This window comes from Streptomyces sp. NPDC003077, from assembly GCF_040611095.1.
Classification (GTDB): Bacteria; Actinomycetota; Actinomycetes; order Streptomycetales; family Streptomycetaceae; genus Streptomyces.
In genome coordinates, this window is the sequence record NZ_JBEXNM010000044.1 from 12,332 (window position 1) to 37,650 (window position 25,319).

At 72.3% G+C, this 25,319-nt stretch carries 17 protein-coding genes; 13 read left to right on the plus strand and 4 right to left on the minus strand.

Features of this window, described 5'->3' with window-relative positions; translation table 11 throughout:
* Positions 1-261 precede the first annotated feature (261 nt).
* Positions 262-459, plus strand: coding sequence for a hypothetical protein (locus ABZX96_RS25485; protein ID WP_355548758.1), 198 nt, complete (start codon positions 262-264; stop codon positions 457-459).
* Positions 460-744: 285 nt separating this feature from the next.
* A complete protein-coding gene (locus ABZX96_RS25490; RefSeq protein WP_355548761.1) occupies positions 745-3,849 on the plus strand; it encodes an AAA family ATPase in 3,105 nt (1,034 codons plus the stop codon).
* Here ABZX96_RS25490 and ABZX96_RS25495 read toward each other — a convergent pair.
* From ABZX96_RS25495 to ABZX96_RS25505, 3 genes are all read right to left on the minus strand, one after another.
* A complete protein-coding gene (locus ABZX96_RS25495) occupies positions 3,791-3,991 on the minus strand; it encodes a DUF6191 domain-containing protein (protein WP_355548764.1) in 201 nt (66 codons plus the stop codon). The two genes, ABZX96_RS25490 and ABZX96_RS25495, sit on opposite strands and share 59 nt — an antisense overlap.
* Positions 3,992-4,279: 288 nt before the next feature.
* The gene (locus tag ABZX96_RS25500) at positions 4,280-5,446 is read right to left on the minus strand and encodes a PQQ-dependent sugar dehydrogenase (protein ID WP_355548767.1); all 1,167 of its coding nucleotides are present in this window, start codon (positions 5,444-5,446) and stop codon (positions 4,280-4,282) included.
* Between the two features lie 363 nt (positions 5,447-5,809).
* Positions 5,810-6,853 (minus strand): aldo/keto reductase, encoded by a 1,044-nt coding sequence (locus tag ABZX96_RS25505; protein ID WP_355548770.1) that lies wholly within the window; start codon positions 6,851-6,853, stop codon positions 5,810-5,812.
* Between the two features lie 87 nt (positions 6,854-6,940).
* Between ABZX96_RS25505 and ABZX96_RS25510 the strand changes: the two genes are divergently transcribed.
* From ABZX96_RS25510 to ABZX96_RS25540, 7 genes are all read left to right on the plus strand, one after another.
* Positions 6,941-7,918, plus strand: coding sequence for a 2-hydroxyacid dehydrogenase (locus ABZX96_RS25510; protein WP_355548773.1), 978 nt, complete (start codon positions 6,941-6,943; stop codon positions 7,916-7,918).
* A 291-nt stretch (positions 7,919-8,209) separates the two neighbouring features.
* Entirely contained in the window at positions 8,210-11,128 is a 2,919-nt protein-coding gene (locus ABZX96_RS25515) for an EAL domain-containing protein (RefSeq protein WP_355548776.1), read from the plus strand.
* Positions 11,129-11,335: 207 nt separating this feature from the next.
* The gene (locus tag ABZX96_RS25520) at positions 11,336-13,195 is read left to right on the plus strand and encodes an acetolactate synthase large subunit (RefSeq protein WP_355548779.1); all 1,860 of its coding nucleotides are present in this window, start codon (positions 11,336-11,338) and stop codon (positions 13,193-13,195) included.
* A gap of 41 nt (positions 13,196-13,236) precedes the next feature.
* On the plus strand, positions 13,237-13,761 hold the full coding sequence (ilvN, locus tag ABZX96_RS25525; RefSeq protein WP_355548782.1) for an acetolactate synthase small subunit: 525 nt from the start codon (positions 13,237-13,239) through the stop codon (positions 13,759-13,761).
* Positions 13,762-14,061: 300 nt separating this feature from the next.
* Positions 14,062-15,060, plus strand: a complete 999-nt coding sequence (gene ilvC, locus ABZX96_RS25530; protein ID WP_355548785.1) for a ketol-acid reductoisomerase — start codon at positions 14,062-14,064, stop codon at positions 15,058-15,060.
* A 443-nt stretch (positions 15,061-15,503) separates the two neighbouring features.
* Entirely contained in the window at positions 15,504-17,096 is a 1,593-nt protein-coding gene (gene serA, locus ABZX96_RS25535) for a phosphoglycerate dehydrogenase (protein ID WP_355548788.1), read from the plus strand.
* A 390-nt stretch (positions 17,097-17,486) separates the two neighbouring features.
* A complete protein-coding gene (locus ABZX96_RS25540) occupies positions 17,487-18,368 on the plus strand; it encodes a PRC and DUF2382 domain-containing protein (RefSeq protein ID WP_355548791.1) in 882 nt (293 codons plus the stop codon).
* Positions 18,369-18,636: 268 nt separating this feature from the next.
* Here ABZX96_RS25540 and ABZX96_RS25545 read toward each other — a convergent pair whose 3' ends face one another.
* Positions 18,637-20,016 (minus strand): helix-turn-helix domain-containing protein, encoded by a 1,380-nt coding sequence (locus ABZX96_RS25545; RefSeq protein ID WP_355548794.1) that lies wholly within the window; start codon positions 20,014-20,016, stop codon positions 18,637-18,639.
* A 595-nt stretch (positions 20,017-20,611) separates the two neighbouring features.
* Here ABZX96_RS25545 and ABZX96_RS25550 point away from each other — a divergent pair.
* From ABZX96_RS25550 to ABZX96_RS25565, 4 genes are all read left to right on the plus strand, one after another.
* Positions 20,612-21,538 (plus strand): proline dehydrogenase family protein, encoded by a 927-nt coding sequence (locus ABZX96_RS25550; protein WP_355548797.1) that lies wholly within the window; start codon positions 20,612-20,614, stop codon positions 21,536-21,538.
* Positions 21,539-21,643: 105 nt separating this feature from the next.
* Positions 21,644-23,275: an L-glutamate gamma-semialdehyde dehydrogenase gene (gene pruA / locus ABZX96_RS25555; RefSeq protein ID WP_355548800.1), complete on the plus strand. Its 1,632-nt coding sequence runs from the start codon at positions 21,644-21,646 to the stop codon at positions 23,273-23,275.
* A gap of 307 nt (positions 23,276-23,582) precedes the next feature.
* Positions 23,583-23,723, plus strand: a complete 141-nt coding sequence (locus ABZX96_RS25560; RefSeq protein WP_355548803.1) for a hypothetical protein — start codon at positions 23,583-23,585, stop codon at positions 23,721-23,723.
* Between the two features lie 544 nt (positions 23,724-24,267).
* Entirely contained in the window at positions 24,268-25,308 is a 1,041-nt protein-coding gene (locus tag ABZX96_RS25565) for an NAD(P)-dependent alcohol dehydrogenase (protein ID WP_355548806.1), read from the plus strand.
* The last annotated feature ends 11 nt before the right edge of the window (positions 25,309-25,319 follow it).

The window sequence follows — 25,319 nt, forward strand, 5'->3', positions numbered from 1 at the left end:
CCTAAGGCCCCCTGACCTGGAAGATCGGGAACTCTCCCCATGTGGCGGGCACCCCTGGGCGGCGAAGCTTGAGGCATGTCGACGGGGTGGGGCCGCAGCGGTCCCGCAGGCGCTGAAGAGCGTTCCTCGTCGTACTGCCGGCAGGCCGCCGGCGATCGGCGCGGCGGCCGTCAACAGGCCGACGAGGCCCGCGGGTCATCAGGCCCGCAGGCCGTCGGACGGGCCCACAGGGTCGTCAGGCCCGAAAAGGGGAGGAACACGATGTACTACTACGAGCTGCAGCAGCGGATTCGGCACGAGGAGCTGCGGCGGGAGGCCGACTTCTACCGGGTGGTGCGGGAGGCCATGGAGGGGCAGGCGGACGGGGGCCGCGCGGTCGGCAGCGGGCGGAACGAAGCAGAGGGGCGGGTGAGACGCGGCCGGTCCTGGTGGGGGCGGGTACGGCGGGCAGCGGTCTGAATCGGGGCGGAGCCTAGGGTGCGCGGTGCGGACGGGGCGGCGGGGCCGGGCCGGGGGAGCGGGGGACCAACACGCGGGGAACGGGCACGAGGGGAAGCGGCACGCGGGGAGCGAGTGCGCGGGGAACCGGCACGCGGGGAGCGAGCGCGCGGGGGACGGGAGACGGGCGGGGAGTTGGCCGCGGGTGCCGTCCGGGCCTGCGGATCATCGGCCGTCCGCGCGGCGGCGTTCGTCGCATCGTCGCAGGTGACAGCTGTCACAGCGGGATTGTCAGACCCCTGTGCGATGCTCTGCGGCGTGGAGACCAGGTCCGTCAGTCCGGTGTTCGTCGGTCGCGCGAATGAGCTCGGCTCGCTGCGCGGCGCACTCGCCCGTGTCGTCGCGACGGGGGAGCCCGAAGCGCTGCTCATAGGGGGTGAGGCGGGGGTCGGGAAGACGCGGCTCATCGAGGAGTTCGTGGAGTCGGCGCGGGCCGAGGGGGTGCTCGTCGCGCTCGGGGGCTGCATCGAGATCGGCTCCGAGGGGCTGCCGTACGCCCCGTTCTCCGCGATCCTGCACACGCTGCACTGGCACCTGCGGGACGAACTGGCCGCCGCCGTCGCCGGGCAGGAGGGGGAGCTGGCCCGCATCTTCCCCGAGCTCGGCGAGACGTCGAGCGGGGCGCACGACGAGGAGTACGGCCGGGCGCGTCTCTTCGAGCTGACCGGGCGGCTCCTGGTGCGGCTGGCCGCCCGGCGCACCCTCGTCGTCGTCATCGAGGACCTGCACTGGGCGGACCGCTCCACCCGCGAGCTGTTCGCCTACCTGCTGCGGGCCCTGCACGACGCGCACGTCCTGCTCGTCGCCACCTACCGCTCCGACGACATCCACCGACGGCACCCGCTGCGCCCGTTCCTGGCCGAGATCGATCGCGTGCGCTCGGTCCAGCGCGTCGAGTTGGAGCGGTTCACCCGGGCCGAGGTCCGTTCCCAGATGGCCGGCATCCACGGCAGCGAGCCCGAGGACGGCCTGGTGGACCGCGTCTTCGAACGTTCCGGGGGCAACGCCTTCTTCGTCGAGGAGCTGACCCGCAGCATCCAGGAGGGCGACTGCCTGCAAGGCCTCAGCGATCCGCTGCGCGATCTGCTGCTGGTCCGGGTGGAGGCGCTGCCCGAGGACGCCCAGCGGGTGGTGCGCACCGCCGCCGAGGGCGGTTCCACCGTCGAGCACGAACTGCTCGCCGCCGTCTGCGGCCTGCCCGAGGACGAGCTCATCGAGGCGCTGCGGGCCGCCGTCGGGTCCAACACCCTGCTGCCCACCCGTGACGGCGCGGGCTACCGCTTCCGGCACGCCCTGGTGCGCGAGGCCGTGGGGGACGACCTGCTCCCCGGCGAGCGCACCCGCCTGAACCGCCGCTACGCCGAGGCGCTGGAGGCCGACCCCTCCTTGGTGGCCTCCGACGCCTGCGCCACCCGGCTGGCCAGCTACTGGTACCACGCCCACGTCCCCGCCAAGGCGCTGCCGGCCGTGCTCGCCGCCTCGGTGGAGGCCCGCCGCCGGCACGCCTACGCCGAGCAACTGGGCCTGCTGGACCGGGCACTGGAGCTGTGGGACGACGTGCCGGAGGAGGTCCGCCGCGAGGTGCGCCCGGGGGACTACGCCGAGGCGTACCCCTTCTACCGGTGCGAGGCCGAGGCGCTGCGCTTCCTCGACCTGCTCGCCGAGATCGCGGTGGCCGCGCGGCTCTCCGGCGACCACGAGCGCGCCTTCACGATCACCAAGCGGGCGCTGCGGTCGCTGGACGCGGAGAAGGAGCCGTTGCGCACGGCGTGGTTCCTGATCCAGCGCTCCCGGCTGGTCCAGAGCACCGGCCGCGGCGACGGCTGGGAGGACCTGGGCCGCGCCCAGGAACTGGTCCGCGGGCTGCCGCCGTCGCGGGTCCACGCGGCCGTCCTCGCCCAGGCCGCCAACTGGGCCGCGCTGCACGAACCGGGCCCGGACAGTTTCGAGACCGCCGAGCGCGCCGTGGAACTGGCCCAGCTCGTCGGCGACGAGGAGGCCGAGCTGAACTCCCGCCTGACGGTGGCGTCGCTGCGCGTCGACTCCGGCGACGTGGAGGAGGGCCTTGCCGCCCTGCGGGAGGCGCGGGACCGGGCGGTGGCTCGCGGGTTCTCGGCCGTGGCCTCGCGCGGGTTCATCAACCTCTCCTCCTCCCTGGAAGGCGTCGGGCGTTCCCGCGAGGCGATCGCGGTCGCCGACGAGGGGCTCGCCCGCACCGAGGACTACGGCCTGAAGGACAGCGCGAGCTGGGTCGGCAGCAACCGCGCCGAGTCGCTGCAGTGGCTCGGACGCTGGGACGAGGCCGAGGCGGCGGCGCTGGAGGCCCGCCGGCTGGCCACCAGCCGCCGCGCCCAGGCGCTGGTCGCCAACCGGCTCACCGACCTCGCCCTGAAGCGGGGCGACCTGCCGCGCGCGGAACGGGAGATGGCCGCGGCCGTGGAGCGGTACGGCACGCACGACCCGCAGCCCCAGCACATGATCCCCATGGCGCGGTACGCCCTGGAGACCGCCGCCCGCCAGGGCCGCGTCCTGGACGCGCGGACGATCCTGCGCGGGGCCGTGGAGGCGGGCTTCCCGCCGGGGACGCAGCGCTACGTCTGGCCGCTGCTGTGGGCCGCCGCGTCCGCCGAGGCCGACGCCCGCGGGCTGCCCGCCGCCGCGCCGGACCGGGCCGTGGCGCTGGCCCGTATCCGCGACGCGGCCAAGGTCACGCCGCGGTTGGCCCCGGTCTGGGACGCGTTCGCGAGCGCGGTGGAGGCCGAACTGCTCCGTGCGCGGGGCCGGGAGATACCCGACCGGTGGGCCGAGACGGTGGCCGCCTTCCGGTCGGTGGAGCGGCCCTACGAACTGGCCTGGGCGTGCCTGCGCTGGGCCGAGGCGCTGCTGCACGCCGGGGACGAGGCGACGGCCGGGCTGGACGGCCGCACGCCCCGGGAGGCCGCCGCGCTGCTGCTGTCCCAGGCCCACGCCGCCGCCGTCCGGCTGGGCGCCCGGCCGCTGATCGACGAGGTGGAACTGCTCGGCCGACGGGCCCGGCTCTCCCTGGCACCCGCGGAGAAGGACGACCCGGCCGACGAACCGGCCGGGGAGCGGACCGCCGACGCCCTCGGCCTGACCCCGCGCGAGAAGGACGTGCTCCGCCTGGTGGCGGCAGGCCACAGCAACCGCCGCATAGCCGACGAACTGTTCATCTCACCCAAGACCGCCAGCGTCCACGTCTCCAACATCCTGGCCAAGCTGGGCGTCTCGGGCCGCGGCGAGGCCGGCGCGCTGGCGCACCGGCTGCGCTTGTTCAGCGGGACGGGTCCGGACGGTCCGGTTCCTCGGGAGACGGCACACGGGGCGGCCTGATCAGCACCACGCCGGAGGAGAGGTCTATCGGCCCCTTGCCGGGGTCGGCGTCGCCCGCGTCGTCGACCATGAGCGTGAGGCGTCGGCGCTCGTCCTCGGTGTGCTTGCCGCTGGGCATGAACAGTTCTCCGGCGATGTTCATCGTCCCGCCCTTCCCGCGTCGCGTGCCGTGGCCCGCCGTCGAGTCTAGGCACACGTCTGGCGCAAATGGGGCGCTTGGGGGCCGGGTGGGTTCTTTCGGCCGGATTCCGGTGCGGGGGGATGTCCGGTGGCTGAAGAGGGGTGGGTGCGGGGTCGTTCCGGGGGCTGCTCGCGGGCTGTTTCCGGGGTGTGCTCACGGGCTCTTCCGGGGCCTTCAGGGAGCAGGCGCGTGCCCGGTGGAGGTTCCGTCCTGCCCCTCGTACGAAGCCGGTGCCGTCGGCCGTCCGACTCAGGACACCTTCAGCCGCAGGACGCGGTCGTCACCGCGCGACGGGCTGCCGCGGCCGTCCGTGTTGCTGGTGACGAGCAGCAGCCCGCCGTCCCCGGTGGCCACAACCGTGCGCAGCCGCCCGTACTTCCCCTGGAAGAACGCCTGGGGCGCGGCCACCGGCTTCGTGCCGTCCAGCGGGATGCGCCACAGCCGCTCGCCGCGCAATCCGGCCATCCAGATGGACCCCTTGGCGTACGCGATCCCGCTCGGGGAGGCGTCCGCGGTCCTCCACTGGGCGACCGGGTTCACGTACCGCGTCCCGCCGCCCCGGCCGATGCCCTCGACCTCCGGCCAGCCGTAGTTGCCGTCCGGCCGGATGAGGTTCAGCTCGTCCCAGGTGTCCTGGCCGAACTCCGAGGCCCACAGCCGTTTGGCGTCGTCCCAGGCCAGGCCCTGGACGTTGCGGTGCCCGTAGGAGTAGACGACCGAGCCGGCGTCGGGGTTGCCGGGCGCCGGATCACCGTCCGGGGTCATCCGCAGGATCTTTCCGCCGGGAGACGCCTTGTCCTGGGCCAGGCCGGTGTCACCGGTCTCGCCGGTACCGACGTACAGCATCTTGTCCGGGCCGAAGGCGATCCGGCCGCCGTTGTGGACGAAGCCCTTCGGCAGGCCCCGGAACACGGTGTCGGGGACGCCGAGTTGCTTCCCCGCGGGCTTCGTGTCGTCGTACGTCATGCGGACGACGCGGTTGTCGGACGCGCTGGTGAAGTACGCGTACACCCAATGATCGGTGGCGAACGACGGCGAGAGCGCGAGTCCCAGCAGCCCGCCCTCGCCCTTGGGCGCCACCCCGGGCACCTCGCCCACCTCCGTGCGCTTCCCGCCGTCCGCCGCGACCCGGACGAGCTTCCCGGTGTCCCGGGAGGAGACCAGCAGGTCGCCGCCGGGCAGCGGAGCCAGCCCCCACGGGGTGTTCAGGTCGGTGGTGACCGTGCCCACGACCTCCGCCGTGCCCTTGGCGGGTGGTGCCGCCCCGGTGCGGCCGGCGTGCGGGGACGGGGCGCCGGAAGCGGAGGACGGGACGGAAGGCCGCTCCGGCCCGTCGTCCCCGCCCCCGGAGGAACACCCCGCGGCCAGGAGCAGCGAGGCGGCGGCCAACACGGCGGTCAGAGAACGACGTTGCATGGCTGGGGTCCTCTCGTCGGGGTGCGTGGCCACAGCCCACCACACGGGCGGGCACGCGGCCTACGCCCACGGGGTTCCCGGGGAGCCCGATCCGGCCGTGGCGGTGAGCCGTCCGGCCCGGGAAGCGGGTGAGTCGTACGGCCGGTCGCTGGTGTTCCCTTCGGCCCGGGAAGCCTGTGAGCTGTACGGCCCGGTCGTTGCCGATCCCTTCGGCCCGGGAAACCCGTGAGCCGTCCGGCCCGGGAAGCTGGCGATCCGTCCGGCCCGCTCCTGCTTCCTTGTCGCCCCGCAGTGCCGCGCCCCGCAGTCCCGAGCCCCGCAGTGCCGCGCCCCTCAGCCCCGTGGCTCCAGCCCCGGCACCCCTCAGTCCCACGACTCCCGCGCCCGCGGCAGCGCCGCGATCTCGGCGAGGTCGTGGTGGTCCAGCCGCAGCCGCGCGGCCTGGGCGTTCTGGACGGCCCAACGTTCCTTCTTCGTGCCCGGCACCGGCACCACGTGCGGGCCCTGCGCCAGGACCCAGGCGAGGGCCACCTGCCCGGGCGTGGCCCCGTACCGTGCCGCGACCCGGCGCAGGCCCGCGACCACCGGCTGGTTGGCGGCCATCATCTCGGCGGTGAAGCGCGGGTGCCGGGCCCGAAGGTCCTCCGGTTCGAAGCCCTGGCCGGGGGTGAGGGTGCCGGTGAGGAAACCGTTCCCCAGGGGCATCGCCGCCAGCAGCCCCACGCCGCGCGAGACGCACCAGGGCAGCAGCTCGTCCAGCGCCTCCGGGGACCACACCGACAGTTCGGCCTGCACCCCGCTGACCGGGAAGACCTGCTGGACGCGTTCCAGCAGGCGCAGCGTCCCGGCGTGCAGTCCTTCCCGCCGGCCGGTCGCGGTCGGGCCGCGGCCTCGCCCGAGGCGGCCCGCCGACCTCCAGCGGCGCCCGGCGCGGGCGCCGACGGCGCACAGCCCCAGCGACCGCACCTTGCCGGCCGCCACCAGCTCGGCCATCGCCCCCCAGGTCTCCTCGATCGGTACTTCGGGGTCGGGCCGGTGGAGCTGGTAGAGGTCGATGTGGTCGGTCTGCAGCCGCCGCAGCGAGGCGTCGCAGGCGCGCTTGACGTAGCCGGGGCGGCCGTTGGCGACGATGTGCTGCTCGCCGACCAGCAGCCCGACCTTGGTGGAGACGAAGGCGTCCGCGCGCCGTTCCTTGAGGGCTCGTCCGATCAGCAGCTCGTTGGTGAAGGGCCCGTACATGTCGGCGGTGTCCAGCAGGGAGCAGCCCTGGTCGAGGGCGGTGTGGACGGTGCGCAGCGAGCTCTCCCCGTTCCGTTGCGACTCGCTGTATCCCCAGCTCATCGGCATACAGCCGAGTCCGATAGCCCCCACTTCGAGCGCTGCCGCACCGATTGTCCTGCGCTCCACCTGGTCGTGCCTCCGTCCCCTCGCCCCCGATCAAGGGCCAGTCCAAACTAACGTCTGGGTCCGGACCCCTTCGCATAGCCTCTGACCATGGCATCTACAGATGAGCGTGCGGACGTGCGCGACGTGTGGCTCCCGATCCCGCCGGGGCGGATCGAGGGGCTGCCGGAAGGGCTGCGGTACGTCCACTGGGACGCCGACGCCGACTATCCGGCCGACCCGGCCCGCTGTGCCTTCTACGCGGTGCCGTACATGAAGGACACCGAGACCTGCCTGCGCCCGCTGTCCCGGATGACCGGGCTGCGCGTCGTCCAGGCCCTGACCGCGGGCGTGGAGCACCTGCTGCCCTCGGTGCCCCTGCTGCCCCCGGGTGCGCAGCTGTGCAACGCGCGCGGCCTGCACGACGCCAGCACCGCCGAGCTCGCGCTCACCCTCACCCTCGCGGCCCTGCGCGGCATCCCGGACTTCGTCCGGCAACAGGACGCCCAGGAGTGGCGGACGGACTTCCGTCCGGCGTTGGCCGACAAATCCGTACTCATCCTGGGTTATGGCTCGATCGGCAGTGCCATCGAGGACCGGCTCACGCCCTTCGAGTGTGCGCGGGTGATACGCATTGCGCGCACCGCGCGTGACACCGTGCGCGGCCCTGTGCACCCGATCGCCGAGCTGAGCGCCCTGCTGCCCGCTGCGGACGTCGTGATCATCGCGACGCCGCTCGCCGAAACGACGCGTGGCCTGGTCGGAGCCGATTTCCTGGCCCGGATGAGGGACGGCGCACTGCTCGTCAACGTCGCGCGCGGTGCGATCGTCGACACCAAGGCCCTGCTCACCGAACTGGAATCCGGACGCCTCCGGGCGGCACTGGACGTGACCGATCCCGAGCCGCTGCCCGCCGGGCATCCGCTGTGGAGCGCGCCCGGCGTGCTCGTCACACCCCATGTCGGCGGTCCCAGCTCTGCCTACCTGCCCCGGGCGAAGCGCCTCCTGAAGGAACAATTGACGCGTTTCGCGGCGGGGAAGCCTTTGAGGAACATCGTCGCCACGGCCGGCGGCTCCGCGGGCGCGTAGCACAACGAGACGATATGACTCCGCAGCGTGTGCGGTTTCCCATTGTTCGTCACGCTACGTATAGAGGCTATGTCGCTGAGTGACGACTCTGGTGTATTGTCCGGACCGGGGACGGCGCCGGGATCCACACGGCGCGGTGCGGAAGACCGGAAATCGAGGGGGGCGACGGGCGATGTACGGCCGATGGACGATTCACGAAAAGCGGAGTCCGCGATCTCCCGGGGGATCACCTCCGGAGCCCTGGAAGCACCGTCCACGACGAGGTCGGGCGGCGGTCGGCGGGAGCGAGTGGTGAGCGCCACGAGCGCGGTGCTCGCCCGGCCGCCGGCCCAGGCCGGCGGGGCACCCGGGGTGCTGCCGCAGGTGGTCCTCGCCGTGGTCTGTGGCGGGTACGCCATCGGCGCCGCGTTCGGCTGGGGTTCGTCCGAACTCGCCAAGTTCATGGGCGACTTCGGGCTGAGCCTGGCCGCGTTCGCCGCGGCGGTGTCCTGCTTCCTGTACTCCCGCAGGCACCACGGCCGCTTTCGACCGGCCTGGCTGCTGTTCGCGGCCTCGTCCGCGATGGCGGGGTTCGGCAACGGCGTCTGGGGATGGTACGAGGTCGTGCTGCGCCAACCAGTGCCCAGCCCGTCCCTCGCCGACTTCTGCTTCCTGCTCTTCGCGCCGCCCGCCATCGTCGGGCTGCTGGTGCTCGCCAAGCGGCCGGTGACCCGCGCCGGCTGGGTGTGCCTGGGCCTGGACGCCTGGCTGATCGGCGGCTCGCTGCTGACGCTGTCCTGGAGCCTGGCGCTCGCGCACACCGCGCACTTCCAGGGCCAGAGCGTTCCGCAGGGAGCGCTGGCCCTGGCGTACCCGCTGCTGGACATCGTGCTGGTGAGCATGGTGCTGGCGCTGCACTTCAAGCGCTCCTCGGCGCACCGCTCGGCCATCAACACCGCGATCGCCGCGCTGGCGCTGACGGTGCTGTGCGACGCGCTGTTCAGCTCGCCGCTGCTGCGCGAGCACTACCGCTCCGGCCAGATCCTGGACGCCGGCTGGTTCGCCGGGTCCATGCTGCTGGCGTACGCTCCCTGGGTGGCCCGGCGCGCCGCGGCCGAGGGGCCCGCCGAGGACTTCGTGCGCACGCCGCGCCGGGTCCAGCCGGTCGGCACCCGGCCGATCTCCGGTTCGCTGGCCGCGCTCACCCCGTATCTGGCCGCCGCCGTGTGCACGCTGGGCATCCTGTACAACGTGCTGGACGGCCGGCGCATCGACCGCGTGGTGCTCTTCACCGGCTGCACGGTCGTCCTCGCCCTGGTCGTGCGCCAGGGCATCATGCTCATCGACAACATCTCGCTCGCGCACGAACTGGCGGAGAAGGAGAACCACTTCCGCTCCCTGGTGCAGGGTTCCAGCGACGTCATCATGATCGCCGCGCCGACCGGGATACTGCGCTACGTCAGCCCCGCGGCGTCGGGCGTCTACGGCAGAGAGGCGGAGGATCTCGTCGGCTCCGAGCTGGCCGCGCTCATCCATCCCGAGGACCTGGGACGGGTGGTGCACGAGGTGCGCCGGTTCCTCGCCGCCTCGCCCGAGGCGGAGCCGACCACCCGGATCGAGTGCCGCTTCCGGGCCGGTGGCCACGAGGTCGGCGGGGAGGAGTGGCTGAACGTGGAGTCCACGGTCAACCGCCATCACGGCGGCCTGATCTTCAACTCCCGCGACGTCACCGAGCGCGTCCGGCTCCAGGCGCAGCTCCAGCACAACGCCTCCCACGACGCGCTCACCGACCTGCCCAACCGCGCGCTGTTCACCGAGCGCGTCGGCAAGGCGCTGACCGGACGCCGGGCCTCGGATCACGACACCGCCGTGCTCTACATCGACCTCGACGGCTTCAAGCAGGTCAACGACACCATCGGCCACCAGGCCGGGGACGAGCTGCTGGTGCAGGCCGCCCGCAGGCTGGCCGAGTCGGTGCGGTCGGGGGACACTCCGGCCCGGCTGGGCGGTGACGAGTTCGCCGCGCTGATCATGGGTGACGGCACCCGCGACCGGCTCGCGCGCGAGCGCCGCGTCCAGGAGATCGCCGACCGGCTGCGCATGAAGCTCTCCGAGCCGTACCGCATCGACGGCCGGGACGTACGGGTCGCCGCCAGCATCGGCGTGGCCTTCGCCGAGCCCGGCATCACCCCCGCCGCCCTGATGCGCAACGCCGACCTGGCGATGTACCGCGCCAAGCAGGCCGGCAAGGGCCGGGTGGAGCTGTACGCGCCGCAGATGCAGGCCGAGGTGGTGCGCCGCGCCGAGCTGGCGACGAAGCTGCGCACGGCGCTGCACGACGGGGAGTTCGCGCTGCTGCACCAGCCGGTGGTGGAGCTGTCCAGTGGCAAGGTCACCGCGGTCGCGGCCCAGCCGCGCTGGCGCTCGGCGCAGGGCATCCTGTTCACCCCGGCGGAGTTCCTGCGGGTCGGGGACCGCGGCCAGTTGACGGAGGAGGGCGACCGCACCGCCGAGCTGGGCCGCTGGCAGTTGGAGGAGGCCGTCGAGCAGGCCGCCGCCCGGCATCGCGCGGGCCACCCCGTGCCGGTCGCCGTCCGGCTCTCCGCCCACCGGCTGCTGGACCGGGCGCTGCCGCCGGAGGGCGTCGAGGCGCTGCTGTCCCGCCACGGGCTGCCCTCGGGCGCGCTGGTCCTGGAGGTGCCCGACTGCGATCCGCGGCTTCCCCTGGAGGAGTTGGAACGGCGGCTGGTGGCGTTGCGCCGTCTGGGCGTACGGATCGCCCTGGACGGGTTCGGCAGCGGCGCGGCGGCCATCGGCGTCCTGCGGCGCCTGCCCGCCGACATCCTGCGGCTGGACCGCGGCCTGGTGGACGGGGTGGTGGAGTCCACCCGGCTGCACAAGATCACCAGCGGGCTGCTGCGGATCGCCGGCGACCTGGGGATGCAGTCCGTCGCCGACGGCGTGGACCTGCCCGAACAGGTCGTCGCGCTGCGGTCCATGGGCTGCACGCACGGCCAGGGCATGGCGTTCGCCGGGCCGCTGGACGAACACCGGCTGCGCCGGGTGCTGGCCCTGGGCGAGTTCCCGGTGCCGGGTCCGGTGAACGAGGACCGCCCGGCGGTGCTGACCGGCAGCGGTCTGCCCGTACGGCATGGGGGAGCGGCGGGTCCGGACGCCATCGTGCACCCACCGCTCCGTCCGAATAATGAGACCCCCGTCCCACCCACTTGACACTCGTGGTGCGGCGGGGGGAGGGTCAGTGCCATGCGCACCCGAATTCTCGTACTCGGACAGCGCGTCGGCTGATGCCGGGTCAGTGACGAACCCGGCACTTCCCACCGGCGCGCTCCCCTCGCTTGCCTCACGGCACGAGGGGTTTTTTGTTGCATCACCACCTCGCATATCCGTCCAAACCCTCACCTTCGAGAAGAGACGCAGATGACCGAGCAGGCCACCGGGGCCCACCATCCGCAGCCGCGGGCCCGCAACTCCGGCGGAACGCAGCAGCCCGCCCTCGTCGAGCACGTGACGGGCGCGCAGTCCCTCATCCGTTCTCTTGAGGAGATCGGGGCGGACACGGTATTCGGCATCCCGGGCGGCGCGATCCTTCCCGCGTACGACCCGATGATGGACTCCTCGAAGGTCCGGCACGTCCTCGTCCGCCACGAGCAGGGCGCGGGGCACGCCGCCACCGGATACGCGCAGGCCACCGGCAAGGTCGGCGTCTGCATGGCGACGAGCGGCCCCGGCGCCACCAACCTCGTCACCCCGATCGCCGACGCGCACATGGACTCCGTGCCGCTGGTGGCCATCACCGGGCAGGTCGCCTCCAAGGCGATCGGGACGGACGCCTTCCAGGAGGCGGACATCTGCGGCATCACCATGCCGATCACCAAGCACAACTTCCTGGTCACCGACGCCGCGCAGATCCCGCGCACCATCGCCGAGGCGTTCCACATCGCCTCCACCGGCCGCCCCGGCCCCGTCCTGGTGGACATCGCCAAGGACGCGCTCCAGGCGAACACCACCTTCGTGTGGCCGCCGGTCACCGACCTGCCCGGCTACCGCCCGGTGACCAAGCCGCACGCCAAGCAGATCCGCGAGGCCGCGCGCCTCATGGCCGAGGCCAAGCGGCCGGTGCTGTACGTGGGCGGCGGGGTCCTCAAGGCGGGTGCCACCGCCGAACTGAAGGTGCTGGCCGAGCTGACCGGCGCGCCCGTCACCACCACCCTGATGGCGCTCGGCGCGTTCCCCGACACCCACCCGCAGCACCTGGGCATGCCCGGGATGCACGGCACCGTCGCGGCCGTCACCGCACTGCAGAAGGCGGACCTGATCGTCGCGCTGGGCGCCCGGTTCGACGACCGGGTGACCGGCAAGCTGGACTCCTTCGCCCCGTTCGCCAAGATCGTCCACGCGGACATCGACCCCGCCGAGATCGGCAAGAACCGCGCCGCCGACGTGCCGATCGTGGGCGACGCCCGCGAGGTCATCGCCGACCTGATCGTCGCGGTCCAGGCCGAGCACGAGGCCGGCCACCCCGGCGACTACGCCGACTGGTGGAAGGACCTCAAGCGCTGGCGGGAGACCTACCCGCTGGGCTACGACCAGCCCGCGGACGGCAGCCTCTCCCCGCAGCAGGTCATCCAGCGCATCGGGCAGCTCGCCCCCGAAGGCACCATCTACGCCGCGGGCGTGGGCCAGCACCAGATGTGGGCCGCCCACTTCATCGACTACGACCGGCCCGCCACCTGGCTCAACTCCGGTGGCGCCGGGACCATGGGCTACGCCGTCCCGGCCGCCATGGGCGCCAAGGCCGGCAAGCCCGACCGCACCGTCTGGGCGATCGACGGCGACGGCTGCTTCCAGATGACCAACCAGGAACTCGTCACCTGCGCCCTGAACAACATCCCGATCAAGGTCGCCATCATCAACAACGGCGCCCTGGGCATGGTCCGCCAGTGGCAGACGCTGTTCTACAACCAGCGCTACTCCAACACGGTGCTGCACTCCGGCCCCGAGGCGGATGGCAAGCAGCCCAGCGCCGGCACCCGCGTCCCCGACTTCGTCAAGCTGGCCGAGGCGATGGGGTGCGTGGCGATGCGCTGCGAGGACCCGGCCGAGCTGGACAAGGTCATCGAAGAGGCCAACGCCATCAACGACCGCCCGGTGGTCGTCGACTTCATCGTCCACGAGGACGCCATGGTCTGGCCGATGGTCGCGGCCGGCACCTCCAACGACGAGGTCATGGCCGCCCGCGGGGTCCGCCCGGACTTCGGCGACAGCCAAGACGACTGACCCAGGACCGGACGACGCGGAAAGAAGAAGAGAAGGCAGACATGTCCAAGCACACGCTCTCCGTCCTGGTGGAGAACACCCCCGGCATCCTGGCCCGGATCGCCGCCCTGTTCTCCCGCCGCGGCTTCAACATCGACTCGCTCGCCGTCGGCGTCACCGAGCACCCCGACATCTCCCGCATCACCATCGTCGTCAGCGTCGAGTCGCTGCCGCTGGAGCAGGTCACCAAGCAGCTCAACAAGCTCGTCAACGTCCTGAAGATCGTGGAGCTGGAGCCGGGCGCCGCGGTCCAGCGCGAACTCGTCCTCGCCAAGGTGCGCGCGGACAACGAGACCCGCTCCCAGATCGTGGAGATCGTCCAGCTCTTCCGCGCCAAGACGGTGGACGTGTCCCCGGACGCCGTCACCATCGAGGCCACCGGCAGCAGCGACAAGCTCGACGCGATGCTGAAGATGCTGGAGCCCTTCGGCATCAAGGAGTTGGTGCAGTCCGGCACCATCGCCATAGGGCGCGGCGCCCGGTCCATCACGGACCGCTCGCTGCGCGCGCTGGACCGGTCGGCCTGAGCCGTCCCTTCATGGCCTGATGCGGGCCGTGCGGCCCGACGTGGTCCTACGGTCGCCGGTGGACCGCTGCTCGCGGCGCTGTCCGCAGGGCGGTGCCGGTGAGCCGGTGCCGCCGGTCCGCCCCGGGCCGTCCGCGTTCCCTCCGTGCGGTCGTACGGATCCCTGCGGTCGTACGGCCGTACGAGTGGCCGGGCCGGCGTCCGTCGCGCCGGCCGGCCCGTATCGCGAGACCCCCCGACGTTCCCTTCCGAGCCCGACGTACTGTGTCGGCACCCAGCTAGTTCCAAGGAGATACCCCAAGTGGCCGAGCTGTTCTACGACGACGATGCCGACCTGTCCATCATCCAGGGCCGCAAGGTCGCGGTCATCGGCTACGGAAGCCAGGGCCACGCCCACGCGCTGTCGCTGCGCGACTCGGGCGTCGACGTCCGCGTGGGTCTGCACGAGGGCTCGAAGTCCAAGGTGAAGGCCGAGGAGCAGGGCCTGCGCGTGGTCACCCCCGCCGAGGCCGCCGCCGAGGCCGACGTGATCATGATCCTGGTCCCGGACCCGATCCAGGCCAAGGTGTACGAGGAGTCCATCAAGGAGCACCTCAAGGACGGCGACGCGCTGTTCTTCGGCCACGGCCTGAACATCCGCTACGGCTTCATCAAGCCCCCGGCCGGCGTGGACGTCTGCATGGTCGCCCCCAAGGGCCCCGGTCACCTGGTGCGCCGTCAGTACGAGGAGGGCCGCGGCGTCCCGTGCATCGCGGCCGTGGAGCAGGACGCCTCCGGCAGCGCATTCGCTCTGGCGCTCTCCTATGCCAAGGCGATCGGCGGGACCCGGGCGGGCGTCATCAAGACGACGTTCACCGAGGAGACCGAGACCGACCTGTTCGGTGAGCAGGCGGTGCTCTGCGGCGGCGCGTCCGCGCTGGTCAAGGCCGGGTTCGAGACGCTGGTGGAGGCCGGTTACCAGCCGGAGATCGCCTACTTCGAGTGCCTGCACGAGCTGAAGCTGATCGTGGACCTCATGTACGAGGGCGGCCTGGAGAAGATGCGCTGGTCGGTCTCCGAGACCGCCGAGTGGGGCGACTACGTCACCGGCCCGCGGATCGTCACCGACGCCACCAAGGCCGAGATGAGGAAGGTCCTCGCCGAGATCCAGGACGGCACCTTCGCCAACAACTGGATGAAGGAGTACAACGCCGGTCTGCCGAAGTACAACGAGTACAAGAAGGCCGACGAGGAGCACCTGCTGGAGACCACCGGCAAGAAGCTGCGCAAGCTGATGAGCTGGGTCGACGACGAGGCGTGAGCCGCGTTCCGCCGGGCGCCGCGTCCTGTGGAGGGGCGGCGCCCGGCGGGTTTCCCGGCCGGGCGGTGGGCCCGGTTTTCCGCTGGGCTGTGCGAAGGCCGGTCCGGTCGGACCTGGACGTCCGTTCGGAGCGTTCGGGAGGTTCGCCCTGAAGGCCGGTCCGGGTCGCACTGAAGGCCCGCCTTGGAGGGCGGTCCGGTTCACCCTGTAGGCCCGTCCCGGAGGCTCGTTCGTACGGGCGTTCCCTTTCATCGTTGTCCACCCTGTAGTGGCCCGCATGGGTGTTCCTTACGGAACGGCGAATATCGAGCCCGATCCGCCACTACACTGCACACAAGCGCGTCAGGCTCACAGCGTCGTGCGTCTTCCACGCGGCTGCCCCCTTCACCGCCTTCGGCCGCGGGACGGCCGTCCGCGAAGGACTAGTGAGGACTGAAGACCACGTGAGCTCGAAACCCGTCGTACTGATCGCCGAAGAACTCTCGCCCGCCACCGTCGACGCCCTCGGCCCGGACTTCGAGATCCGGCACTGCAACGGCGCGGACCGCGCCGAGCTGATCCCCGCCGTCGCCGATGTGGACGCCATCCTCGTGCGCAGCGCGACCAAGGTCGACGCCGAGGCCATCGCCGCCGCCAAGCGGCTGAAGGTCATCGCCCGCGCGGGCGTCGGCCTGGACAACGTCGACGTCTCCGCCGCCACCAAGGCCGGCGTGATGGTCGTCAACGCCCCCACCTCCAACATCGTCACCGCCGCCGAGCTCGCCTGCGGCCTGCTGATCGCCACCGCCCGGAACATCCCGCAGGCCAACACCGCGCTGAAGAACGGCGAGTGGAAGCGCAGCAAGTACACCGGCGTCGAGCTGAGCGAGAAGACCCTCGGCGTGGTCGGCCTCGGCCGGATCGGCGTCCTGGTCGCGCAGCGGATGTCGGCCTTCGGCATGAAGATCGTCGCCTACGACCCCTACGTGCAGCCCGCGCGGGCCGCGCAGATGGGCGTCAAGCTGCTGACGCTGGACGAGCTGCTGGAGGTCGCCGACTTCATCACCGTCCACCTCCCCAAGACCCCCGAGACCCTCGGTCTCATCGGGGACGACGCGCTGCACAAGGTCAAGCCGTCCGTCCGGATCGTCAACGCCGCGCGCGGCGGCATCGTGGACGAGGAGGCGCTGGCCAGCGCCCTCAAGGAGGGCCGGGTCGCGGGCGCGGGTCTGGACGTGTACGCGCAGGAGCCCTGCACGGACTCGCCGCTGTTCGAGTTCGACCAGGTCGTCGCCACCCCGCACCTGGGCGCCTCCACCGGAGAGGCGCAGGAGAAGGCGGGCATCGCGGTCGCCAAGTCGGTGCGGCTGGCGCTGGCGGGCGAGCTGGTGCCGGACGCGGTCAACGTCCAGGGCGGCGTGATCGCCGAGGACGTCAAGCCGGGGCTGCCGCTGGCCGAGCGGCTGGGCCGGATCTTCACCGCGCTGGCGGGCGAGGTCGCCGTCCGGCTCGACGTCGAGGTGTACGGCGAGATCACCCAGCACGACGTCAAGGTGCTCGAACTCTCCGCGCTCAAGGGCGTGTTCGAGGACGTGGTGGACGAGACCGTCAGCTACGTCAACGCCCCGCTGTTCGCGCAGGAGCGCGGCGTGGAGGTGCGGCTGACCACCAGCAGCGAGTCGCCCGAGCACCGCAACGTCGTCACCGTGCGCGGCACGCTGTCCGACGGCGCCGAGGTGTCCGTCTCCGGCACGCTGGCCGGGCACCGGAACCAGCAGAAGATCGTCGCGGTCGGCGACCACTCCGTGGACCTGGCGCTCGCCGACCACATGGCCTTCCTGCGGTACGCGGACCGCCCCGGCATGGTCGGCACGATCGGCCGCGTCCTGGGCGAGGCGGGCATCAACATCGCCGGTATGCAGGTCTCGCGCGCGGCGGCGGGCGGCGAGGCGCTGGTCGCCCTCACCGTGGACGACACGATCCCGGCGCCGGTGCTCGCCGAGATCGCCGAGGAACTCGGCGCGACGTCGGCGCGGGCGGTGAACCTCAGCGATTGAGGTGGGGCGGGGGCGGGGTTCCGTCGCGTACGCAGGGGCGCCGCCGGGTGCGCCGCGTGACCGCTGATCCCTTCCGCTCGCTTCCTTCGCTTGTGTTCGCTTCCTTCGCTTGTGTGGTGTGCTTCGGGCCCGGTCCCCTGTGAGGGGGGCCGGGCCCGTTGTCGTGCGGGGGAGGGGGCGGGCCGTTTCGGGCGCCGTTATGCCTGATGTGGCGGCAGTTCACCCGTACGGCCTAACGGGGCCCGTTCCGGACGTGCCCGCGCCCACGCCCGCGAACGCCGGGCGGCCCCGCGCCGCCCCCTCCTCTCCGACTCGACGCACGGCCGTCACCGTCGCGCAATGGATGGTGCGCGTGTTCTCTGCGGACGCGTGCGAAAGGAGAGAGACACCATGAATGCACCCCTGGGTGACACCCCTCAGGACCTGACGGGCCTGAACGTGGTCGACGCGGAGGGCACCAAGGTGGGCTCGGTCCAGCAGATCTACCGGGACGACACCACCAACGCCCCCGAGTGGGTCACCGTGCGCACGGGGCTCTTCGGTTCGAAGGAGACCTTCGTACCGCTGACCGGGGCCCGGCGGGTCGGCGACGAACTGCACGTCCCGCACGCCAAGAAGCGGGTCAACGACGCCCCGCGCATCGACGCCGACGGCCACCTGGAACCGTCGGAAGAGGAACAGCTGTACCGCCACTACGGGATGACCCGTCCGGGTACCGCCGCGGCCGGCAAGGAGAGCGCCCAGGAGCGTTCCACCGGTGAACGCGAGCGGATGGCGGCCCAGAGCGAGCAGCCGAAGGCCGGAACGGGCATGTTCCGCGGCCGGGCCGACACCGAGGCCGGGCGGACCAAGGAGCAGAACCCGGAGATGCTCGTCTCCGAGGAGCGCCTGCACATCGGCACCGAGGAGCACGAGACCGGCCGGGCCCGCCTGCGCAAGCACGTGGAGACCGAGAAGGTCAGCCGTACCGTGCCGGTGAGTCACGAGGAGGTCCGGGTGACCCGAGAGAGGATCACGGACGACGAGCGGCGCCAGGGCAGGACGGCACCCCGCCTCGGCAACGGCGAGGTGGAGGTCGTGCTGCACGAGGAGCGGCCGGTCGTCAGCAAGGAGGCCGTCCCGGTCGAACGGGTGCGGCTGCAGACCGAGCGGGTGACCGAGCAGAGGGAGGTCTCCGCGGACGTGCGCAGGGAAGAGGTGGACTACGACGACGGCACCGGGAAGTTCCAGGGCCAACGCGGTCAGCGCGGCGGCCCGGACGAGAAACGGTGACCCGGCCGACGACGTCTGACGTTCCCCGCTGACGGGCGCCCCCGGCGCCCTATGGGACAGCCCCACTGAGCGGCCACCGTCCCACGACGACCAACGCGAAGCCCGGCCCGGCCGCATGTGCGGTCGGGCCGGGTGGTGTTGCCGTCTTGTGGGTGGGTGCCGCGGGGGTGTGGGGTCGGGGGCGGGTGCCTCGTTGGGCCTGTCGGGTGGGGCGGTTGCTGTGTCCCGGGGGCGCCTGGCTCGTCACCGTGGTCGTCAGCCCGGGCCGTCACCCCCGCCGCAGTCGTGCCGTCTTCAGGGCCATGTGGAGCAGGAGCCGGTCCTCGCCGGCGTCCAGGTCGAGGCCCGTCAGCTTCTCGACGCGGGACAGGCGGTAGTAGAGGGTCTGGCGGTGGATGCCGAGCGCCTGGGCGGTGCGGCTCGCCTGACCGGCGCAGTCGAGGAACACCTCGGCCGTGCGGGCGAGCTCGGCGTGGGCCGGGGCCAGGAGGGGGCGCACCGTCGCGTCGGGCTCCGCCGTGGGCAGTTCGGCCAGGAGACGGTACGCGCCGATGGCGTCCCACTGGGCCACCGGGCCCAGGTGCGGTTCGGCGCGGGCGGCGCGCGCCGCGGCCAGCGCCGTCCGCCAGCCCCTCGGCAGGTCGGCCAGGTCCCGCAGGGGAGCGGCGAGCCCGGCGGCGCTCGGCGGTGGCCCGGCGTGCCGGGGGGAGGAGCCGATCCCGGGGCGGGCGGTGGATCCGGCGGGGGTGCCGGGGCCGGGCGGCGACCCGGAACCGGACGCGGGACCGGATCCCGGCCGGGCGCGGTTGGCCGTCGCCCCGCCCGCGCGGGGCGAGCGCAGCAGGTGTTCGGCCACGGCCTGGGCGGTGGCCAGGGAGGTGGGGGAGCGCAGCCGGACGAGGGCGGCGAGCGCCGGGGGTGCGGCGGGTGACGGGGAGCCGGTGGGTCCGGGGGGCTCGGGGTCGGTGGTGTCGGGGCGGTCCGGGGCCGTCGGGGGCAGGGTGCAGGTGGTGAGGAGGCCGGGGAGGTTGGGGAGCGGGGCGGTGTCCGTGTCGGACGCGTCCCACGGCGTCACCGCGACGACCGTCACGGGGACCTCGCGCTCCAGGCGCAGGGCCTCGCGCAGCGCGTCGGCGGCGGTGGCGCGGCCGGCGGGGCGGGAGAGCAGCAGTTCCCGCAGCAGGTCGCTGATCTCGGCGCCGGTCCGGGCTTCGGCCGCCAGGAGGATGCCGATGCGGTCGGCGGTCTCCATGGCCTGCTCGATGCTCGGGTCGGGGGGTGTGCCGGGCGCGCCGAGTTCCAGGTCGGCGAGGTGGCCGTCGTCCAGCAGCCACACGTAGCCGTGCACCACGCCGCGGTGGCGGACGGGCAGGCAGATCCGGCCGGTGAAGACGCCGGCCGCCGGGTCGGGCGGGATGCGCAGGGCCGAGGTGGCGCGGGCGATGCCGAACCCCTCGAACCACGCGCGGACGGCCGCGGTGGACCGGCGCTGGAGGATCGACCGGGTGCGGACCGGGTCCATGACCAGGTCGTCGTCGCTCTCGTGCGCGCCGAAGGCGATCAGGGCGAAGTCCCGGTCTTCCAGGGTCGCGGGGGCCTTGAGCGTGGCCGAGATCTCGTCCACGAGCTGTTGATAAGCGCCTCGCATCGGCCCCTAGCTCCTCTCCGGTCACAGCGGTCATGGTGGGCATCGACCATTGTCCTGTCTCGGGGGCCTGGGGGACGCCTGGTGCGGGGGTGGCGCGGGGTGCGGCGTGGCGGGGTGGGCGTGGGACGCGGTGCGGTCGTGCGGACGCGGTGGCCGTGGGGTGCGGTGGTCGTGGGGTGCGGTGGTCGTGGGGCTCGGTGGTCGTGGGGATGCGGGGCGGGGGTGCAACCGGGGGCCGTCTCTTCGGCGTCCACCGGTCAGTGGTGGTTCGCCTTCCGTATCCGTCCGCTCCACCGGGAGCCGCGAACCTGGGCGCGGTGGGGTCCGCCGACGACGCCCGCTCCGCCGGGCCCGGCCTCGCCCCGGGCGGTCCGAGACGGCCCGGGACCGGAGGGTGACGGTCCGGGAAAACCCGCTTCCGCCACCGGGGTCACCCTTTCTCATACATCCGTCTGAGATCCCGGCCACGAACCCGTGACACCTGTCGATGGTCGCCGCCCTGCGAGATCCTTAAGTTTCAGGTGGCTCATCTTGCCGTTGTGCGGCCGTAACCCGGCGCACCCGGCGTTGTCATCGTGAATCGTGGAGGTGCCCCATGCTGGGTCCCGTGCTCCTCGCCGCAGCCCGCAGCGGCAGCATCCGCCGGATAGTTTCGGCCGCTCCGGTCACCCGCCCCGTGGTGGATCGTTTCGTCGCCGGCGAGCGCCTGGACCAGTCCATGGCGGCCGTGCGGTCGCTGGCCGAGCGCGGTCTTGAGGTCACCCTCGACCACCTCGGCGAGGACATCACCGACCCGGCCGAGGCGCTGCGCAACCGCGACGCCTACCTCCAGCTCGCCGAGACGCTGAACGCCGAGGGCCTGGGCGTGCGCGCCGAGATGTCCGTGAAGCTGTCCGCCTTCGGGCAGGCGCTGGCGGGCGGGCACGACCTGGCGCTGAAGAACGTCACCCCGGTCGTGGAGGCCGCCGCCGAGGCGGGCACGACGGTGACGCTGGACATGGAGGACCACACCACGGTCGACTCCACGCTGGCCATCCTGGGCGAGCTGCGCAAGCGCTTCCCGCAGACCGGCGCGGTGGTGCAGTCGTACCTGTTCCGCACCGAGGACGACTGCCACGCCCTGGCGGGCGAGGGCTCCCGGGTGCGGCTGGTGAAGGGCGCGTACAAGGAGCCCGCGACCGTCGCCTTCCAGGACAAGCGGGAGGTCGACAAGGCGTATGTACGCTGTCTGAAGATCCTGATGGCGGGCCAGGGCTACCCGATGATCGGGTCGCACGACCCGCGCATGGTGGCCATCGCGCAGGAGCTCGCCACCCGGTACGGCCGGAAGCTGGACGAGTACGAGTTCCAGATGCTGTTCGGCATCCGGGAGGCCGAGCAGGAGCGCCTGGTCGCGGAGGGACACCGTATGCGGGTGTACGTCCCCTACGGGACGGACTGGTACGGATACTTCATGCGGCGGCTCGCGGAGCGCCCGGCGAACCTGGCGTTCTTCCTGCGGTCGCTGGTCTCCCGCGGCTGATCGACCGCGGCCGGCCGCCCGCGCGCGGTTGTCCGGCCGGGTGACCCCCGGCCGGCCCCCCACCACTTCCCGTACGCACCGACGATCGAAGGAGACACGGCCACCATGGATGCTGTGACCCAGGTCCCCGTGCCGGTTAACGAGCCGGTTCACACCTACGCCCCCGGCACCCCGGAGCGCGCCCGCCTGGAGGCCAAGCTCAAGGAGCTTGCCGAGAACCCGATCGACCTGCCGATGACCATCGGCGGCGAGCGCCGCATGGGCGGCGGCGAGCGGTTCGACGTCGTGCAGCCGCACCGTCACTCGGCCAAGCTCGGCACGTACGCCAACGCCACCGTCCAGGACGCGCAGGACGCGGTGGACGCCGCGCTCGCCGCCGCCCCGGCGTGGCGCGCGATGTCCTTCGACGACCGCGCCGCGATCATCCTGAAGGCCGCGGACCTGCTCGCCGGCCCGTGGCGCGAGACGATGGCCGCCGCGACCATGCTCGGCCAGTCCAAGACCGCGCAGCAGGCCGAGATCGACACGCCGTGCGAGCTGGTCGACTTCTGGCGGTTCAACGTGCACTTCGCGCGGCAGATCCTGGCGGAGCAGCCGCCGGTCAACGCCCCCGGCGTGTGGAACCGCTCGGACCACCGCCCGCTGGAGGGCTTCGTCTACGCGATCACGCCGTTCAACTTCACGGCCATCGCGGGCAACCTGCCCACCGCCCCGGCGCTGATGGGCAACGTCGTGGTCTGGAAGCCGTCCCCGACGCAGACGTTCTCCGCCGTGCTGCTGATGCAGCTCCTGGAGGAGGCCGGGCTGCCCAAGGGCGTCATCAACCTGGTGACCGGTGACGGCAAGGACGTCTCCGAGGTCGCGCTGAACCACCCCGACCTGGCGGGCATCCACTTCACGGGTTCGACCAAGACCTTCCAGTACCTGTGGAAGACGGTCGGCATGAACATCGAGAAGTACAAGACCTACCCGCGTCTGGTCGGCGAGACCGGCGGCAAGGACTTCATCGTCGCCCACCCGTCGGCGGACCGCGCGGTCCTGAAGACGGCGATGACCCGTGGCGCCTTCGAGTTCCAGGGTCAGAAGTGTTCCGCCGCCTCGCGCGCCTACATCCCGGCCTCCATCTGGAACTCCGGTTTCAAGGAGGAGTTCGCGGCCGAGGTCGAGGGCCTGTCCATGGGCGACGTGACGAACCTGGACAACTTCATGTCCGCCGTCATCGACGAGCGCTCCTTCGCCAAGAACAAGGCCGCGATCGACCGCGCCAAGAACGACCCGACCATAGAGGTCGTGGCCGGTGGCACCTACGACGACAGCGAGGGCTACTTCGTCCGTCCGACGGTCCTGGTCTCCACCGACCCGGAGAACGAGATCTTCAAGGACGAGTACTTCGGTCCCATCCTGGGCGTCTTCGTGTACGAGGACGACGAGTACGAGGCGATGCTGGACCAGATGGAGTCGGCCTCGGCCTACGGCCTGACCGGTTGCGTCATCGCGCAGGACCGTGCCGCCGCCGCCCGCACCTGCGAGAAGCTGCGCTTCGCGGCCGGCAACTTCTACATCAACGACAAGCCCACCGGCGCCGTCGTCGGCCAGCAGCCCTTCGGCGGTGGCCGCGCGTCCGGCACCAACGACAAGGCGGGCGCCAAGCAGAACCTGATGCGCTGGACCTCCACCCGCTCCATCAAGGAGACGCTGGTCCCGCCGACGGACTACCGCTACCCGCACATGGGCTGACCTCCGCGCACGCCCGCGTGAACGGCGGACCGCCCCTGGCCATCGCGGCCAGGGGCGGTCCGCCGTTTTGGCGAGGTGGGGGCGCGGCCGTCTCAGATAGTAGGAAGCCCAAGTAGTTGTGCAGACATCACGGCGTAACGGGTCTACGTTTGTAGGAGCTGAACGTACCGTTCCACCAGCGATGGCGGACGAAGGCCCGGTGCGCGAGCGCAGGTGATCCCTGCGGCATCCCGGCCCCCGCCGATCCCGGTCGTTCGCGCACCGACGAATCCTTCCTATCGGGGCTTCCGTATTGGAGACGTGCATCATGGCCGTTACCGCTGTCCGCAGGACCCGTCACTCCTCCCGTACCGCCGAGGCCGGCAAGGACGCCACCCGCAAGAAGGCCGCCGCCGCGCTCCAGCGGGCGCTGGACCGGCGGGACAACGGGGGCGCGACGGGGCACTGAGTCCCGGTCCTCGCTCTTTCCGGGGGCGGTCCGCGTGCGCTTCCGGTCCGTACGCTCCCGGTTCGTCCCTCCGGTTCGTTCCCGATGCGGTTCGGGGGCTGCCGGGGGACGATGGGAGTGCGGTTGCACCGGCGTTGTGTGCGCCTTGGCTTTCGTGCGGGGGCGGTGTCTGTCGCGGGTGCTGCACGGTGGGTCGTACGCCTTCTGTTTTTACGGGGTCGGGGCCGCCCCGGGATACCTCCTCGCGGCAGTTGCGCCTCCCCGACGCGATGTAGGTCACCGGCCGCCGCGCCCCAGTCCGCTGCGGGGGCACCCCGGGACGTCCCCTTTCGTCGGTTTGGCGGCTGATCGCCGGTGGGGGTTCGCCGCCTCGCACGACGCGATGTAGTCACCGGCCGCCGCGCCCCAGTCCGCTGCGGGGGCACCCCGGGACGTCCCCTTTCGTCCGTTTGGCGGCTGATCGCCGGTGGGGGTTTCTCGCCTTGGGTGACGCTTACGGGTACGGGCCCGGGGCGGTGACCCGGGGACGGAAGGGAGCAGGGCCATGAAGGCAGTCCAGTATCGGGAGGTCGGTGCGGCTCCCGAGGTTGTCGGCATCCCGGAGCCCGAGGTGGGGCCGGGTGAGGTTCTGCTGAAGGTGACCGCGGCGGGTGTTTGCCACTCCGACTTCGCCGTCATGAGCATGCCTGCCGAGCAGCTCCGTTTTCCGCTGCCGCTCACGCTCGGCCATGAGGGCGTCGGCGTCGTGGCCGAGCTGGGTGCCGGTACCACCGGGTTCGAGGTGGGTGACGCGGTCGCCGTGTACGGGCCCTGGGGCTGCGGGGCGTGTGCCAAGTGCGCGGAGGGCAAGGAGAACTACTGCCTGCGCGCCTCCCGGCTCGGCATCTTTCCGCCGGGCCTCGGTGCTCCGGGCGCGATGGCCCCGTACATGGTCGTGGACGACCCGCGCCACCTGGTGCCGCTGGGTGACCTCGATCCGGTGCGGACGGTTCCGCTGACGGACGCCGGTTTGACGCCGTACCACGCCGTCAAACGCTCGCTGCCCAAGCTGTTGCCCGGCTCCACCGCGGTCGTCATCGGCACCGGTGGTTTGGGGCACGTGGCGATCCAGATCCTGCGGGCGATGACCGCCGCCCGGGTGGTGGCCCTCGACGTCAGCGAGGAGAAACTGGAGCTGGCCCGCCAGGTCGGCGCGCACCATGCCGTGCTGTCGAACGACGAGGCGCCCGAGGCCGTCCGGAGGATGACCGGTGGCGTGGGTGCCGAGCTGGTGCTGGACTTCGTCGGCGCGAAGCCCACGGTGGCCCTCGCGGGTGCCATGGCGGCGGTCGAGGCGGACGTCACCATCGTGGGCATCGGCGGTGGCGCGCTGCCGGTGGGTTTCGGTTCCCTGGCGTACGAGGCCACCGTCACCGCGCCGTACTGGGGGAGCCGGGCGGAGCTGGGTGAGGTGCTGGCACTGGCGCACGCGGGCGCGGTCGAGGTGCACGTGGAGACGTACGGCATCGACGAGGCGCCCAAGGCGTACGAGCGGCTGCACGCCGGGAAGGTCAAGGGGCGGGCGGTGATCCTGCCGCAGGAGTGAGGGGCCCGTCC